The 17,465-nt window shown below is 60.0% G+C and carries 11 protein-coding genes; 1 reads left to right on the forward strand and 10 read right to left on the reverse strand.

What is annotated here, in order from left to right; all coding sequences use genetic code 11:
* The 9 genes from F2P67_RS21635 to F2P67_RS21675 form a co-directional block, all read right to left on the reverse strand.
* Positions 1-1,245 (reverse strand): metallophosphoesterase family protein, encoded by a 1,245-nt coding sequence (locus F2P67_RS21635; RefSeq protein ID WP_166223458.1) that lies wholly within the window; start codon positions 1,243-1,245, stop codon positions 1-3.
* Between the two features lie 26 nt (positions 1,246-1,271).
* Positions 1,272-3,140, reverse strand: coding sequence for a c-type cytochrome (locus F2P67_RS21640; RefSeq protein ID WP_166223461.1), 1,869 nt, complete (start codon positions 3,138-3,140; stop codon positions 1,272-1,274).
* Between the two features lie 124 nt (positions 3,141-3,264).
* Complete coding sequence (locus F2P67_RS21645) at positions 3,265-6,717, reverse strand: alpha/beta fold hydrolase (RefSeq protein WP_166223464.1); 3,453 nt, start codon at positions 6,715-6,717, stop codon at positions 3,265-3,267.
* A gap of 1,145 nt (positions 6,718-7,862) precedes the next feature.
* Positions 7,863-8,633, reverse strand: a complete 771-nt coding sequence (gene etfB / locus F2P67_RS21650) for an electron transfer flavoprotein subunit beta (protein ID WP_166223467.1) — start codon at positions 8,631-8,633, stop codon at positions 7,863-7,865.
* Between the two features lie 9 nt (positions 8,634-8,642).
* Positions 8,643-9,863 carry an electron transfer flavoprotein subunit alpha gene (gene etfA, locus F2P67_RS21655; protein WP_166223470.1) on the reverse strand — a complete coding sequence of 407 codons (1,221 nt, stop codon included), beginning with the start codon at positions 9,861-9,863 and terminating at the stop codon, positions 8,643-8,645.
* On the reverse strand, positions 9,863-11,812 hold the full coding sequence (gene dgcB, locus F2P67_RS21660) for a dimethylglycine demethylation protein DgcB (RefSeq protein WP_166223473.1): 1,950 nt from the start codon (positions 11,810-11,812) through the stop codon (positions 9,863-9,865). Before dgcB ends, etfA begins: the two co-directional genes overlap by 1 nt.
* A 159-nt stretch (positions 11,813-11,971) precedes the next feature.
* Positions 11,972-14,032 (reverse strand): dimethylglycine demethylation protein DgcA, encoded by a 2,061-nt coding sequence (gene dgcA / locus F2P67_RS21665; RefSeq protein ID WP_166223476.1) that lies wholly within the window; start codon positions 14,030-14,032, stop codon positions 11,972-11,974.
* Between the two features lie 15 nt (positions 14,033-14,047).
* Positions 14,048-14,578 (reverse strand): DUF5943 domain-containing protein, encoded by a 531-nt coding sequence (locus F2P67_RS21670; RefSeq protein ID WP_166223479.1) that lies wholly within the window; start codon positions 14,576-14,578, stop codon positions 14,048-14,050.
* Between the two features lie 77 nt (positions 14,579-14,655).
* Positions 14,656-15,633, reverse strand: coding sequence for a dipeptidase (locus tag F2P67_RS21675; protein WP_060542339.1), 978 nt, complete (start codon positions 15,631-15,633; stop codon positions 14,656-14,658).
* A gap of 234 nt (positions 15,634-15,867) precedes the next feature.
* Between F2P67_RS21675 and F2P67_RS21680 the strand changes: the two genes are divergently transcribed.
* Positions 15,868-16,269, forward strand: a complete 402-nt coding sequence (locus F2P67_RS21680; RefSeq protein WP_166223481.1) for a lysozyme inhibitor LprI family protein — start codon at positions 15,868-15,870, stop codon at positions 16,267-16,269.
* Positions 16,270-16,311: 42 nt separating this feature from the next.
* Here F2P67_RS21680 and F2P67_RS21685 read toward each other — a convergent pair whose 3' ends face one another.
* On the reverse strand, positions 16,312-17,331 hold the full coding sequence (locus tag F2P67_RS21685; protein WP_246226533.1) for a tyrosinase family protein: 1,020 nt from the start codon (positions 17,329-17,331) through the stop codon (positions 16,312-16,314).
* Between the last annotated feature and the right edge of the window lie 134 nt (positions 17,332-17,465).

The raw sequence follows: 17,465 nt of genomic DNA on the forward strand, positions 1-17,465 counted from the left end.
TCATTGGGATGACCACCTCACCGATCCATCCTCACCAATAAACTCCTCAAAAATCTCCTCCCCCACCAACCTGATCTTCGCGTACCCGTTCAACACCCGCAGCGGATAGTCCGGATCCTTCGCATCCTGCGTCTCCGAAAACAGCACCCGAGAGTGTCCGTTCAGCTCGCTGGTGGTGCCGTAGGGAATCGCCCCGTGCCCGGCACATCGTGCGTGCAACCCGCCCTGAGTGGCATAGACGATACCGTTGTGCAGATGCCCCCAATACCAGTAATCCGGCTCGCGCCCCAGTGCATCGCACACCGGTTGATACAGCGCGGTCTTGTTGTGGCCGATGATGTCGAAGCCCTGATGGTGGCTCAGCACCATGAGTTTCTTGCGTTTCGGCAGACTTTTCATCCACTCGATCTGCGGCTTGTTCAGCGTGCCGTCCATGTACAGGTTCATGACGTCCGAGGCGTACGCGGTGTCCAGCCCGACGATCAGCCAGTCATCGTTGATCAGGGCAAAATAGCTGGTGCCCTGCTGCCCAGGAAAACGCGCGGCCAGCTCTTTGAAATAGCCGTGGGCGCCGCTGTACATCTCATGGTTGGAATTGAGCGTGAATGAGCCATGAGTGCCCATCGGCCACCCGGCCATGTCGACGTCTTCCTGCGAATGGCTGCCGGCGTAATAGACATCCCCCAGATGAATGGTGAAGTCGGCATTGGCCAGTTGCATTTGATTGGCTACAGACACCGCCGGCGCATGGCTGTTGAACGGCCCGGTGCCCCAGTCGCCGGCAATCGCCAGCGTCACGTCGCGCTCCATTTGCACCAGCGCCGGATCAGTACCGAAGGTCGCGTGATGACGCAGGTTTTCGATCCACTTGAGCAGTGCCTCACTCCACAGCAGATCCAGCAGTTCCCACTTGCGACAGCCCAACAACGTGCCGTCCTTGAGCACTCTGGTTTGCAGTTGATCCGGCGACTGCGGCAACGGCGTCGCGCTGCCGATGCGCAGGATCGACAAGCCGTGGGATAGCTCCCACGGCACCGCCGGTTCGTCGTCCGGCAACTCGCCGTGTTTGAGCACGTACTGTGCCTGATCGTGACCGCGCTGGAGCAACTTGATGATGGCCTGGAACTCCTCGGGTTCCAGTTCGCTGATGAGCTTCATCCAGGCCATTTCCACTCGCGTGAGCAAGCCGTGCAGACGCACCTTTACCTTGTCGTATTCATGTTTCAGATGACCGACCGCTGACATGGCGAAATCCTCTCTCCGTAAGGGGTTCACAGGGTTTTCATGAATTCGATCAGCGCACGTTTGTCGTCGTCCGACAGGCTCGTGCCGTACAAGTGACCGCTGTTGTGGTTGCCCTCCAGCCGCGTGTCGTACTTGAAGTCTGCCGAGGCTTTCGCCTGTGCGCCGCTGGTCACGAAACCGACGTTGACCGGGTCGTAGACATCGGAGCCGGTGACGAACACCTGCGGACGCTTTTCAGGCGGTTGCAGCAAGTCCCACAGGGTCGGCACCGAACCGTTGTGCAGGTACGGCGCGCGCAGCCAGATGCCGTCGGTGGGCGTGTTGCTGTAGCTCTGGGTCTTGCGGTACGCGCCGAAATCGAACGGCGGTTTCTTGAAGGTGTGGAACGCGGTCACCAGTCCCGTGGTGAACGAGTCCAGCCGATGCGGATCGGTGCCGAGCTGGTCAATGTTGGTGGTGACTTGCCCGGTGTCGGCGCGACCGAAGTCGTGGCAACCAGCGCAATTGGTTTCCCAGATCGGTTTGCCCTGCGCGACCTTCGTCTGATCCAGCGCCCACGGCCAGACCGGCGCCTTGTGCCCGAGCAGCCAGTTGGTCACGCGATTGAAACTCGGTGGCAGCACCGATTCCGGCGTCGCGCCCACGGCCATCGCGGCGGCGTAGTTACGCTCGTGGATCTTGTTGTTATTGCCGTCCCAGTGCAGGTACATCGACTCCCGGGGTTTCTGGTTCCACACTTGCGGCAGGTCGACGGTGCCGATGGTCGAGTCATCCGGGAAGCCGAACACCACCATTTTTGTCGGGTTGAAGGTGTCGGTGCGTCCTGGGCCTTGTTGCGGGCGCAGCTTCTGCCAGGCGTAGGCCTGTTTCTGCTTGAGCAGCGCACTTTTTGCCATCGGCATGATCAGGTAGCGGTTGTAGATTTTTTCGAAGAAACCCAACTGGAACTTGGCGTTGATTGCCGTCATCACCGCGTCGGTAGTGAATTTCGGGTCACTGGCGCAATCGTAGGCGAACCACTGGAAGGCCTGCAGTTGCAGGGTGTTGGCCGGTGCACTCGGCACGTTGACGGCAACGTCACTGGCGTTCGCACGGTAGGAACCGGTGTGGCACAGCGCACAGTTCGGCTCGACGGTCGGGTAGCCGATCTGCCGCTTGGCCATGCCGATGGGCAGGTCCTTGCCGTTCTCGAACAGGAATCCGAAGACTTCCCAGCCGCCGGGTTTCGGCAGTTTTTCCGGACACATCTGCGGCAGCACAGCGAACAGGTAATACGGGATCCGCGCTTCGATGCCCAAACCAATCGCAGCGTATTTGTAGTGATCTTCGTCGGAAGCGTATTCCTGCTCCGGCACCACGCGCAGCATTTGATACCAGGTCTGGTAACCGATGAACGCCAGCAACGCGACCACGACCAGCGTGCCGACCTTGAACGCGTGACTTTGCCACTGCCGCGCCCACGCCGCGCGCCATTCGCGCCAGCCATCACAGAGCAGCGCCCATGGCCGGTTCTCCGGCGTGGTGCCGAGGTACAGCAGAACGCCGAGAATCAGGAAAAAGCTCAGATCGCCCATCAGCATCGGCACGAACACCGAACCTTGAATGCTGGTGTTGATCAGGTAGATCCAGAAGATCACGGCAATCAACCGCGTCAGCACGCACAGCCAGGAATGCACCACGTAGCGCGGCGCGTTGAAGCCCGACGGCATGTAAAACACGCTGATGCCCACCAGCAGCATCCCGGCGTTTTCCAGCCACGGATCGGAGAGTTGCGGCGGCAGCCCGACCACCGATGTCAGCAACCCCGGCGCGAACAGCGCAGGGATCGCAAACACCATGTTCATTGCAATGCCTATCCAGATGAAACGTTGAAACCAGCGGATGTAGGTGTCCATGTCAGTTCCCCTGATCGTTCCCACGCTCTGCGTGGGAATGCATCCCGTGACGCTCTGCGTCACACAAGCGGACGCAGAGCGTCCATGGCGGCATTCCCACGCGGAGCGTGGGAACGATCAGTGACTACCCGAGGGCGGTTTTCTCCAGGTGTTCAAGGATGATCGGATAGACATCGACCACCGCGTTCTTGCCGAACATGCAGTCGATGTGGCCGTAACCCGGCACCACATGCCGGCTGTAACGCTCCGGTCCGTGCTTCTCGCAAACCCTCTGATAGGTCTTGAGGGTGCTTTCCGGCAGATAACACTGGTTGTCGGCACCGCTGATGAAGCAAATCGGCATGGTCAGCCGGTCGAAGTGCGGCATGTACACATCGTTGCCTTTGAAATCCACCAGATGCCCTTTGCGTACGATCAGCGCCAGGTGTTCGAAGGTCTCGATGTTCGACTCGCCAAACAACTCATGCAGGTTATCGTGCAGGGTTTCGTTGAGGGTGTCGTGGCGGTACAAAGAGGCGTACATGAAGGTGATGCGGTGGCACACCGGGTTGGTGCAATAGCCTTGCGCCTCGATCCGCGCGTAGCCGTTGAGCGCCTTGTCATAGAGCTTGTTGAACCAGTTCTCCTTGCTGTCGGCGTACGCAGTCATCGATTTAATGCCGATCGCATCGAGCATCCCCGGCAAGTGCAGACCGGCCTTCAGCCCCGTTGCCGTCGCGACCACCGTATCAGCGGCAATCTGCGAGCAGACCACCGAACGCACACCCTGCAAACCGGCGAGCAGCGACATGAAGAACGTCGTCGCGCCGTAGCAATGCACCACGCATTGCACGTCTTTTGCTTTGGTTTCCTGCTGAATCTGCGCAATGGCAGCCTTGAAGTCGTACTGGGCGATCTGGTCGCCGTTCCATTCCTTCTTGCTCGCCGGCAACAGGATGCTCACCCGGAAATCCAGCAACCAGACGTCGTAGTCGTGCTTGCACAGGTATTCGAGCAGGTTGGTCTGGATGGTGTCGGTAGAGAAAATATTCGAACCGACGCCCAAACCATGCACCAGCATCACCGGGCCTTTGCTGCCGGCCTGATAACGGCTCAGGCGCAACTCGACACCGTCCTCGGTGGGGAAGAAATGCACCGCCGGGGTGGGCGCATCCAGCGGCCGTTTCAACCGTGGCGGCGCGTCGGGATTGAAGTATTTGTCACCGGCGAACACCCCGCCATAACTCTCCCAGAGAATCCCGGCAAAGAACTTGCCGAACCGCGCCAGCCCCTCGATACGCTCGCGCTCGTTACGCGCGTTGAGCACTTTCATGGTGGTCATCTGCTTAGCGAAATCGGTCGGATGGATGTGCATCACTCCCGAGCCGATCACTTCCCCGGACTTGTCCGGCCCGCGATACAGCGTTACGTACAAGGTGCTGGTGTCGTGCCAGATGTTCAGCACACCGTTGTCTTCCGGCACGGTTTTGAACGCGCTGAAAAAGTAGTCGTTGCCGTCCTCGGCGGTCAGCTTCATGTCGTACTTCATGTGGCGCGTATCGACCTGCTGCTCGAATTGCTCGAACAGGTTGAACACGCCGTTGCTGGCGGTGAGCGGTTCGGGCGACAGCGCTGGAGCGATCACCGTGCCGACGATGGTCGCCGCGTGCTCCGGTTCCTTGATCATGCGGTTGAGGTCGTTGGCGGTGATGGTCAGGGTGAAGTCGATCGGCGAGTTGTCCGCCTCGCCACGTTTCGCCGCCGCTTCGTAAACTTTCAGATCAGTGCTTTGCGCCGCCGTGAAGGCCCGGGAGAAATAACCTTTCATGGTTTCGGTGAACTGTACGCCGAGGGTCGGCGGCGCCACCGGTTTGCGTGGTGCCGACGGCAGCGTGTAATCGATCGTCCAGCCCCGGTCAGCGGCGAGCAGGCCCATGTTGCGTTCGCTCACCGCAGAGATGGTCAGCAGCGGGTTGACCGCCAGCGACGTCGGAATCACCGCGCCGTCGGTCACGTACAGGTTGGCGTAAACGTCAGTGCCACTGGCTCCGCTGAACACCTGACCTTTGTGATTGACCACGCCTTGCGCGGCGTCTTCGCCCATCACGCATCCGCCCAGCGGATGCACCGAGACAATGCTGTGCTTGAGCAACTTGGTCCAGATCGGATTTTCCACCCAGACACCGCCGAGCGCCTTGGTGCTTTGATGCAGGCGCTCGTTGCCGAGTTTGAAGTTTTCTTGCTCGCCGACACCCGGCCAATCGATGCGCAGCTGATCCTTGTTATCCAGCACCATGCGTCCCTGACCGCTGTCGTGACTCATGATCAGGTAGGTCTGCATGTTGTGCAGCGCGCCGTAATACGGGCCACGCAAAAAGCTTTCAGCTTCGCGCTCCTTGTATTTCACCTTGCCGCTGAAACTGTCGTCGGTGGCGACGCCGATCATCTCAGCGAACCCGGCCATGCTCGGCACCATCGGCCGTCCCAGCGCGCCGGGGATCGAGCCTTCCTCGATGACCATGCGGCTGCGCCAGTCACCTTCGGTTCGCATGTCGATCACCGAAGTAATGCACGGGCCGACCGGGTGCAGTTCCTTGGCCGGGTGCGCACCGAAACCGATGCCGTTGATGGTCTGTTCGCAGTTGTGGCCGAAACCGAGGATGTCGCCATTGCCGCTCATGTTCTCGCCGAGCTGGCCGGACATCAACAGGCCTTTGTCCCGCGAGCGCAGGAGAATTTCCGTAGAACCGAGTGTGCCTGCAGAAACCACGACGATGTCGGCTTTTACAAAAAGGGTCGGCGTCGAAAATTTCTCGCGACCACTGTCCAGGTACTGGAAGTGCACGATCCAGCCATTGCCATCGCGCTCCAGGTGGCGGACCTGGGCCTGACAGAAAATCTCCGCACCGTGGTTGCAGGCGTCCGGCAGATAGTTCATCAGCGTGGTGTTCTTGGCCTTGTTGTTACAGCCTGACACGCAGTCGCCGCACTGATTGCACGGCAGTTGCTCGACGCCGACATGGTTGAGATTGTTCGGCAACTTGTCGAAGGTCACGTTGATAGGCGGCTTGTAGAAATGCGCGCCCTGTTTGAGGTAATCGGCGGATTTCTTGTTGGCGTCCAGCTTGGGCAGATTCGGTGAAGTATTCGGATAAGGATTGGGCTTGAGCATTTCCCGGGCGCGGGCATAACCGTCCTTGAGCAACGTGTCGCGATGCTCGCGCACGGCTTGCGGCCAGCGTGGGTCATCGAACACACCGGGCTCCGGTTCCAGGGCAACGTTGGCATTGATCAGCGAAGTGCCGCCGAGACCACATCCAACCACGACGTTCTGCTGGACGTTGACGTGCAGATCGAACAACCCGGTGCGTGAGCCGATATGGCCATCCGGGTCGTGCACCTGCAACTCTTCCGTCGCGGCAATCATGGTGTTGGGGTATTCGCCGGGCTGGATCTCCCGGCCACGTTCCAGCAAACACACGCGTTTGCCGGCTCGGGACAGGCGCGAGGCGGCAATGCCACCGCCATAACCGGAGCCTATGACGATGACGTCGTAATGTTCCTTTATCTCGCTGATGGGCGTTGCGATGCGTGTCATGAGACTTTTCCTTTCTCAGGCTGATGGGGCAACTCTGCAGTTGCCTGCATTCAATGGGCGAACGAGCACCTGGCCTCCGGGGCGAACCCGGCGACAGCACAGCGGTTGGAGCAGGACTTATGCGCTACAGACGCGCGTGTTGATTGGCCGCACGACGTAACGTGCGCTTGCGTGGCGAGGGGGTTGGGCGATGTCGGCGGCTATCCATCATGCGTTCTCCCAGAACCAGATGTGGATAAGTGACGGCTGTCCTTGTGCCATTGCAGTGAAGACAGCGCATGAATCCGCGTCAAGGCTCAGCTTTAGAACTGTATGAAATGTGATCAATTTCCGTTTGGACTATAGCTAGCGGGGCTTGCAGGGTTTGGCGAACAAGTTATCCACATAGCCACCCACAGCAAATGGGGGTAACTGTGGATGAGTGGAAAAATATCTGGCTGATTTCAGAAGAAAAAGCGTGACTTATCCAAAAGAACACTTTGCATTATGGATTGATTGTTTTTTGATCAAACCCTCATAAGCCACGGTTCATATGGCTTGTAGAGGATGGCAAACATGTTATCCACAGAAGCGCCAACAGAGATCGGGGGTAACTCCAGGGGTGCTGTGGAAAAGCATCTGAAAGTGTGGGAAACCGAGGGATTTGGGAAGGTCAGAGATCAAGAAACGCTGCTTTGATCAGTTTTTAACCAATCCCTTACAAGCCACGTTCCATATGGCCTCTGGCGGATAGCGAACATCTTATCCACAGAAGCGCCAACAGAGTTTGGGGGCAACTTATTGCGTTGTCCTGTCGAAAAAGCTCCGTAAATCCGGGGCTTAAGGCTGGTTGTTTTTTGATCGGAGGGCTGTAGGGCTTGATTGGCTTGGCGTGTAGAGAGGGGCGAACATGTTATCCACAGATCCGCCAACAGGGATTGTGGGTAAACAACTACCCTCATCGGAACGCCGCCCGCCCAGCCCTCTCCCAGGGGGGAGAGGGAGCCGACTGAATCGCCTATTTGAACTCCATCGACCTGAACGAACATTGTGATCTCAGGCTTGGCCAAACCAAGGTCACCGCGCAATCGCAGGTCGATGGAATTAGCCAATACCACTCGGTCGGTCCCCTCTCCCTCCGGGAGAGGGCTAGGGTGAGGGGCTCTTCAGCGAACAACACCTTCTTCAATCAGCAGCTTGAGGATCGCTTCAGCCCCGGCCTGCGCAGCAACTCCCTTGAGCACCTGCCCCCCGCCACCACTGGCCTTGGCCGTCGCGGCTTTCATCCGATCCGCCCCGCTCTTGCCCTTTATCACCTTCAGGCGTTTGGGCCTTGGTTTGGCCGGTTGCAGGGTGGCGACTGACAGGAGCTCGTCGTCGATAACCTCGACATCCGCAGCTTCCAATACGCCGCGCCGCGCCGGGCCATAAGCACTCTGCCGAGGTTTCGGCGCGGCGTTATCCACAGTCGCGAGAAACGGCAGCTTCACCTTCAACCGTCGCCGCTGCCCACGGGGCAACGCTTGCAACACCAACGCCGAACCGTCGTTGATCGATTCGACCTGCGCCAGCCCGACCACCAGCGGCCAGCCCAGACCTTCGGCGAGCAGAAACGGCAACATCCCCGAACCTTCGCCGGTTTCCGCCTGACTGCCGGTCAGTACCACCTGTGCGCCGGCATCCCGCAGATACGCGGTCAGCGCCGGCAGTGCATCGGCGCCAGCCGGCTGCTCCAGTACATGCATCTGCGCCAGCCCCATGCCCAGATAGGCACGCAGTGCGGGTTCCGCGACATCGCCGGCGTGCAGCACTTGCAGGTTATCCCCAGCCAGTTGCAAACCTAGTTCAACGGCGCGGGCGTCCTGTTCGGCGCGGCGTGGGCGGCCCGAGGTCGGGTGGGCGCCGATTGAAACCAGACTGATGATCTTTGTGCTCATAACCGTTCCTTAAGCCGCATCGCGCTTGGCTTCGTTGCGGTAAGCCTCTACCGCCGCGATCAAGGCCTGAAGAATTTCCGCGCTTTCGCCGATCACCGACAGGTCGGCACGCTTGATCATGTCGCAACCCGGATCGAGGTTGATCGCCACCACCTTGTCGCAGGCACCGATGCCTTGCAGGTGCTGGATCGCCCCGGAAATCCCTACGGCTACATAAACTCGCGCGGTGACCCAGGTGCCGGATGCGCCGACCTGACGATCCCGGGCCATAAAGCCATCGTCCACCGCCACCCGCGAAGCGCCTTCGGTGGCACCGAGTGCCGCGGCGGTCCTGTGGAAAAGCTCCCAGTCCTTGACACCGTTGCCGCCGGAGAAGATGAACTCGGCTTCCGCCATCGGGATCGCTGCCGGATCCACCGCCACCGCGCCCAGATCCTCGATCCGCGACAGACTGCGCGCCACAGGTGTGGATAACTCAACCGGCAGCGCTTCGTGTCGGGTTTCACTGACCGGCTCCGCACATTCGGCGGACGCCAGAATCAACCGCGCCACCGGGCGGGCAAGATCCTGCAACCCGGCACCGGCGCGGCCGATGCACTCCTGATCCTTGACCTGCCACACCCGTGTAGCCGGGCGTTCGCCCAGTGCAGCGGCAAAACGCCGACCGAGTTCGCCGCCACCGCTGCGGCTGTCCGGCAACAGCCAGTGACGCGGGTTGAACTGGTTATCCACAGCCCGCAGGCCCTGGATCCGTTGTTCCGGTGCATAACCGCTGAATTCTTCGCCTTCCAGCACCAGCAAGCGGTCAACGCCCGCCGTGGCGAAAGCGTTTTCCTTGTGCTCGCCGAACACCACGGCCAGCACCGCACCATCGCTGCCGGCCAGTTGATGAGCCAGACCGAGCAGATCGCGGTCGTGGCTGCTCAAGCGGCCGCCGACCATGTCCGGCACCACACTGATGTAGAACGCCGGGGCCGACACCTGATGCAACGGCAATTGCACTTCAACCGTGGCCGACCGTTTGACCGCCCCACCCTGCTGGGCGCCGCTGCGGTCGATGCGCTTGATGCCGTTCGGCCCGATGAAGCCGATACCGTGCAGGTTCTTGCGGATGATCCCGTTGGGGCCCATCCAGCTGTGTTGCGCCGGTTGCATGGCCGCGTGCAGCGGGTGCAGGCGGTTGCGTGCGATCCATTCGGCGCGAGGGTCGCGGCGGATAATGTCGCTCATCAGTGGGCCTCCGCAGGTTCACGTTTGGCCGGGGTGGCAGGCTTGTTCGGCGCGGCGTCTTCGAGCAGCGCGTCGGCCACCAGCTCGGCGATGTCCTTGATCAGCGGACGTGGTTCGACCACGCCTTCGAGCATCGCCGTGCACTGTGGACAACCGACGGCCACCAGCTCGGCGCCGGTCTCGCGGATGTCTTCCATGCGCATGTCGGGAATCCGCTGCTTGCCCGGAATGTCGGTGATCGGCGCCCCGCCACCGCCGCCGCAGCAGCGCGAACGAAAGCCGGAACGTTGCATCTCTTTGACTTCGATGCCGAGGGCGCGCAGCACTTCGCGCGGCGCCTCATACTCGCCGTTGTAACGGCCGAGGTAGCACGGATCGTGGTAGGTCACGCTGTTGCCTTTGTGCTGACCAAGATTGAGCGCACCGGCCTGAATGATTTCCGCCATGTAGGTGCTGTGGTGCTGCACAAGGTAGTTGCCATCGAACGCGCCGTACTCGTTTTTCAGCACATGGAAGCTGTGCGGATCGCAGGTGACGATGCGGTTGAAGCTGTATTTGGCCAGGGTCTGGATATTGCGTTTGGCGAGCAACTGGAAAGTCGCTTCGTCACCAAGACGTCGGGCCACGTCACCGCTGTCGCGCTCTTCGAGTCCGAGCACCGCGAAGTCGACCTTGGCCGCTTTCAGCACTTTGACGAACGCGCGCAAGGTGCGCTGATTGCGCATGTCGAAGGCGCCATCGCCGACCCAGAACAGCACGTCGGTGGATTTCTTTTCGCTGAGCAGATTGAGGTTCAAATCCGCCGCCCAGTTCATCCGCCCGCCTGGAGCGAACCCGCCGGGGTTGTCGGTGGCAATCAGGTTTTCCAGGACTTCGGCGCCCTTGTTTGGGGTCGCGCCTTTTTCCAAGGTCAGGTGACGACGCATGTCGACGATGGCATCGACGTGCTCGATCATCATCGGGCATTCCTCGACGCAGGCGCGGCATGTGGTGCACGACCACAGGGTTTCGGCGTCGACCAGACCGTTGACGATCGGTTGATGCGGATTGCCGCCGTGCTCACCCACAGCTTTCCCCGGATAAGGGCTGCCGGCGAACTTGGCATCGGTGCCGCCGGCGAGGCCGACGACCATGTCCTGAATCAGTTTTTTCGGGTTCAACGGCTGGCCGGCGGCGAACGCCGGGCACGCGGCTTCGCACTTGCCGCACTGCACGCAGGCGTCGAAACCGAGCAACTGGTTCCAGGTGAAATCCTTGGGTTTTTCCACACCCAGTGGTGCGTTCGGGTCGTTGAGGTCCAGTGGCTTCAAACCTGTGGAACGACCACCACCAAAACGTTCAGCGCGACGGTGCCAGGCCAGGTGCAACGCACCGGCGAAGGCATGCTTCATCGGGCCGCCCCAAGTCATGCCGAAGAACAGCTCCGACACGCCCCACAACACGCCAATCCCGAGAATCGCCGCGAGCAACCAGCCGCCAAAGTTTTCCGGCAGGATACCGGCCACCGGCAAGGTCACCAGGAAAAACGAGGCCGAGAACGCCAGCAGGCTTTTCGGTAGACGCATCCACGGGCCTTTGGAAAGCCGCGACGGCGGGTTGAGTCGACGCCGATAAACGAAGATCGCACCGACAAACATCACCGCCGTCATCAGCAGCAACGCGTAGCCGAGGATGCGGTTATGCAGGCCGAAACCGTGCACCAGAATCGCCAGCACGATCGACGCCACCGCCCCGCCCGCCGTGGCGACGTGGGTGTTGGCGATGTATTTATCCCGCGCCACCACGTGGTGCAGATCGACCATGTAACGTTTGGGCATGGCGAAAAGGCCGCCGATCAGATCGACCTTCGAGGCACGGCCCCGACGCCACATGGCCACCCGCCGTAACGCGCCCAGCACCGCGAGGGCCAGGGCTGCGAACAACAGGATTGGAAGAAGGGTGTTCAACATGGTGAAGCTCCCACCAGTACAGCCTGGAGAAACACGTGACGATCGTTCCCACGCTCTGCGTGGGAATGCCTCAATGGACGCTCTGCGTCCGCTTTGGGACGCGGAGCGTCCCGGGCTGCATTCCCACGCGGAGCGTGGGAACGATCAGTCCATCAACGTTTAGAAATCCTTGCAGAGACGCAGGGCGTCGTAGATGGCGGCGTGGGTATTACGCTGCGCCACGCAGTCACCGATGCGGAACAGCAGGTAACCGTCGCCATTGCTGCTCAGCGAAGGTTGCGGCTGGATCGCGAACAGTGCCTCGACGTCGATCTGGCCCTTGTTGCGCGAGCCGTCCTTGAGGGCGTAGTAGATTTCTTCGTCCGGGCGCACGCCGTTTTCGACGACCACCTGATCGACAACCCGCTCCTCTTTGGCGCCGGTGTATTCGTTCTCCAGCACGGCCACGAGCTTGTCGCCTTCGCGGTAGACCTTCTCCAGCATCATGTCGCCGGTCATGATCACTTCTTTCGGATACATGCTGCGGTAGTAGGTCGGGAACGACGTACCGCCAATGGCCACGCCCGGCTTGATATCGTCGGTGACGATCTCGACCTGGCTGCCCTTGTCGGCGAGAAAATCGGCCACCGACATCCCGGTGAACTCGCAGATGGTGTCGTAGACCAGCACGTTCTTGCCCGGCGCGACCTTGCCGTCGAGCACGTCCCAGCTGCTCACAACCAGCCCTTCAGCCGCGCCCCAGTGTTCGTTCTGCTCAAGGAACGGATGACCACCGACCGCCAGCACCACCACATCCGGACGCAGGTCCATGATGGTGTCGGCATCCGCCGCGGTGCCCAGACGCAGGTCGACTTTCAGCCGCGCCAGCTCCAGTTGGAACCAGCGGGTGATACCGGCGATCTGGTCACGCTGCGGCGCTTTCGACGCCGTGGTGATTTGCCCGCCGATGAATTCCTTCTTCTCGAACAACGTCACGTCGTGGCCACGCTCGGCCGACACACGCGCCGCCTCCATCCCCGCCGGGCCGGCACCGACGATCACCACTTTGCGTTTGACGCCGGTGGTTTTCTCGATGATGTGCGGCACGCCCATGTATTCACGGGAGGTCGCGGCGTTCTGGATGCACAGCACGTCCAGACCCTGATACTGACGGTCGATGCAATAGTTGGCGCCGACGCACTGTTTGATCTGGTCGATCTGGCCCATCTTGATCTTGGCGATCAGGTGCGGGTCGGCGATGTGGGCGCGGGTCATGCCGACCATGTCGACGTAACCGCCCTCCAGAATCCGCGTGGCCTGATTCGGATCCTTGATGTTCTGCGCGTGCAGCACTGGAACCTTGACCACTTCCTTGATCCCGGCGGCCAGATGCAGGAAAGGCTCCGGCGGATAACTCATGTTTGGAATCACGTTGGCCAGGGTGTTGTGGGTGTCGCAACCCGAGCCGACGACGCCGATGAAATCGAGCATGCCGGTGTCGTCGTAATACTTGGCGATCTGCTTCATGTCTTCGTGGGACAAGCCGTCCGGGTGGAACTCGTCGCCACAGATGCGCATGCCGACGCAGAAATCGTCACCGACTTCGGCGCGCACGGCTTTCAACACTTCCAGACCGAACTTCATCCGGCCCTCGAAGGTGCCGCCCCATTCGTCGGTACGCTTGTTGACGCGAGGGCTCCAGAACTGGTCGATCATGTGCTGGTGCACTGCCGACAGTTCGACACCGTCCAGACCACCGGCCTTTGCCCGGCGCGCGGCTTGCGCGTAGTTGCCGATGACTCGCCAGATCTCTTCCGGCTCAATCGTTTTACAAGTGGCGCGGTGCACCGGTTCGCGGATACCCGACGGTGACATCAAGGTCGGCCAGTGGAAACCGTCCCAACGCGAGCGACGGCCCATGTGGGTAATCTGGATCATGATCTTGGCGCCATGCTTGTGCATGGCGTCGGCGAGATTCTGGAAGTGCGGGATGATCCGGTCGGTGGACAGGTTCACCGAGCTCCACCATTGCTGCGGGCTGTCGATGGCGACCACGGACGAACCGCCACAGATCGCCAGGCCGATGCCGCCCTTGGCTTTCTCTTCGTAATATTTGACGTAGCGCTCGGTGGTCATGCCGCCGTCGGTCGCATAGACCTCGGCGTGCGCGGTGCTGAGCACGCGGTTGCGGATGGTCAGTTTGCCAATTTGAATCGGCTGAAACATTGCTTCGAAAGCCATGGCGGGTTCCTCGACTTACAACGGCTTGACGGTGAACAGGCCGTCGTCGTGGCCTTCTTCGGAGCCACCGTAGACTTGCTCGGCCACGGTGCGGATCTGGCTGCCGCGTGCGGCGAGGATCTGATCCATGGCTCCGGCAAACCAGCCGGTGAACATGTAGTCGACCTTGCGCCCGACCTTGCCGTAGACGTAGACGAACGCCGAGTGTTCGAGCTTGACGCTGGCGGTACCTTTGTCGAGGTCAATGTCCTGGATCTTGAACAGACCCCAGCCGCGCTGCGACAGACGCTTCATGTAGTGCTCGAACACTGCGACGCCGTCCAGGCCGTGGCATTCGGCTTCTTTTTCACACCAGTGCCACGCGGATTTGTAGCCGGCCTTGTAGAGAATTTCGGCATAGGCGTCGGCGCCCAGCACTTCCTCGATGCCCATGTGGTTGTTGACGAAGAAATGACGCGGCACGTACAGCATCGGCAGGGCGTCGGAGGTCCAGACACCGGTTTCGCTGTCGACTTCGATTGGCAATTGCGGGGCGATCTTGGCCATGGAAACTTAACTCCAGAAAATTTGGTTTGTGCCCCCGGCGCGGACGGCCGAGGGAAAGGATTCAGAAGTGCGGTGGCTTATTCGCCCCAGACATCCTTGAGGACGTTCACCCAGTTCTCGCCCATGATCTTGCGCACTACACGCTCGGGGTGGCCGCGCTTGAGCAGGGTTTCGGTGAGGTTCGGGAACTCGCCGACGGTGCGGATGCCCAGCGGGTTGATGATCTTGCCGAAGCTGGTCAGGCGGCGGGCGTAGCCCTTGTCGTGGGTCAGGTATTCGAAGAAGTCCTGGCCATGGCCTTGGGTAAAGTCGGTGCCGATACCGATGGCGTCTTCGCCGACGATGTTCATCACGTATTCGATGGCTTCGGCGTAGTCGTCGATGGTCGAATCGATGCCCTTGGCGAGGAACGGCGCGAACATGGTCACGCCGACGAAACCGCCGTGGTCAGCAATAAACTTAAGCTCTTCATCGGATTTGTTGCGCGGGTGCTCTTTGAGACCCGACGGCAGGCAGTGGGAGTAGCAGACCGGTTTTTTCGATTCGAGGATGACTTCCTCGGAAGTCTTGGAGCCGACGTGGGACAGGTCGCACATGACGCCGACGCGGTTCATTTCGGCGACGATTTCGCGACCGAAGCCCGACAGCCCGCCATCACGCTCGTAGCAACCGGTGCCGACCAGATTCTGAGTGTTGTAGCACATCTGCACGATGCCGACGCCGAGCTGCTTGAACACCTCGACATAGCCGATCTGGTCTTCAAAAGCGTGGGCGTTCTGGAAGCCGAAAAGGATGCCGGTTTTGCCTTGTTCCTTGGCCTTGCGAATGTCGGCGGTGGTGCGCACAGGCATCACCAGGTCGCTGTTTTCGCGAATCAGCTTCTGGCTCGCGGCAATATTGTTCACGGTCGCCTGAAAGCCTTCCCATACCGACACGGTGCAGTTGGCCGCCGTCAGACCGCCCTTGCGCATGTCTTCGAACAGCTCGCGGTTCCATTTGGCAATGATCAGACCGTCGATAACGATGCTGTCGGCGTGTAATTCGGCTGGGCTCATCAGGCGTCCCCTTATTGGCGATTCATGCGCCGAATCGTCTGCCGGCGCTTTGGGGCCAGCATATGCCTCGGTGCCGGGGCGACCGGGTGCAAAAACGACAGGGGAATTGCCGAAAGCGTCAATCCGCGACAAAGGGTCGCCAGACGTCCCGATCAGCTACCTGTTCAAGCCCGCGTGCTTGAGCCAGAATCTTGCGCATCTTGGAAACACCACTGGATTAGAGCGTCGACAACAATGAAATCGATCTTCCTGGCTTTGGCACTGCTTGCGACCGGCGTACACGCCGCCGAAGAGTCCGACAACAACCCGTGCGACGCAGTCGAAAACGACGTCCAGACCCTGGAATGCTCGACCTACAGCCGCACCACCGCCGAAGACCTGCTAAAGGACAACTACGCCAGCCTGAACGAGCGCATGCAGACCGCGTACGGCAAGAACCCGACGCAATTGGCGGATATCACTGCCAAGTTGAAGACGGCACAGCAGCAGTGGCTGAAGACCCGCGATGCCGACTGCGCGGTGGAAGCGTTCCCGGCCACAGATGGCAGCAAGGCGTTCAAGATTGCGCAGAATGATTGCATTGCGCGGATGAGTGATGAACGGTCGGAGTTTTTGGAGTCGATTGGGCAGGAGTGAAATCCGATCCTGTACTCACTGGGACAGGATCGGCGCTTTTGTTTAACGCGCCTCAAATGGCGACTTGGGTGGGCGGGGCTTCAGTTCCCGAGCCTGATCGTACTGGTAACCGAGCTCTTTAATGTCCATCATTTCTTCGACAGTCACATTAAAAGGTTTAAGACGGTCGTAGTAGTTATGGCCACGGGGACCACACTCCATAGGCGCGTAATGGGGCACCCATCGAGGATCGTCCAGTTGCTTTTGCGCCTGCCAGTCCGCCCAGACCTTGTCGATGAAGCAATGGTGCAAGAAGAACACCGGATCACTCGGCGACACCATCCAGTACATGTGCCCGCCAATCCATAAATGGACGCGGTTGTGCAGTTGAGAACCATCAGTGGTCACTGCAGGATCGGCCTTATTCGTGCGCCAGCCTTCGACAACGTTACGAAAGCCCCGAACTGTCGGATCAGCGTTGTAGGGGGGCAGGTCGTAGAATGACTCGTTCATCGCCCTACTGAGGTCTTCCGGCGTCGGCAAGGACGTCACATGCCTCTGAAATGATCTCCGCAGACCCGGGACGTCAAAACCGTACTCGGGAAAAGCCTCCACGTGCCATTTGCCGCTGGCCTGGGCGAACGGGCCGTCTTTGACCAGGTCATGATCTTTGGGGTCGCCATTTCCGCCCATCCATTTAGGCCCCCAGATCGGTGACCTTAGCGGATCCAGCGCATCACGGGTCCAATCCCAGTACGGCAAAATAATAGATGGATTGATCTTCCGTAAGTCAGCTTCGAATCTCAGCAGAAAAGCCCGGTGCCAAGGGAGAAATGCCGGGCCTTGATGCGCACCATTACGATATTCGGGATGCCGTGGCTCCCCACACAGAACAGTGGGGATCATGATGTGGTGATGCGCGTGGACGTACTCGTCATAAATGCCAAGACGTTTGAGTTCAAGAACGCCTTCGATAAAGGCGTCCCTTTCCCCGTCACTCATCGCGTGTATTTCTTTTCTCACGATCAGCCTGCGAGGGCGTTTCTTCGAGGCCTTTGAAGGTTTGGTTTTTCTGAGACTCATTGCGGTACTCCCTGTAAACCACGATTGATTAGTCGGCGCCCAATGGTGGGATCCGGATTAAATCTAGGGAGCCTGTCAACCAAGTGTCTACTGTCAGAAATAACAGGGTAGCTGTGGTTTCCGATGGATGGTCG

This window comes from Pseudomonas atagonensis (assembly GCF_011369485.1).
Lineage (GTDB): Bacteria > Pseudomonadota > Gammaproteobacteria > Pseudomonadales > Pseudomonadaceae > Aquipseudomonas > Aquipseudomonas atagonensis.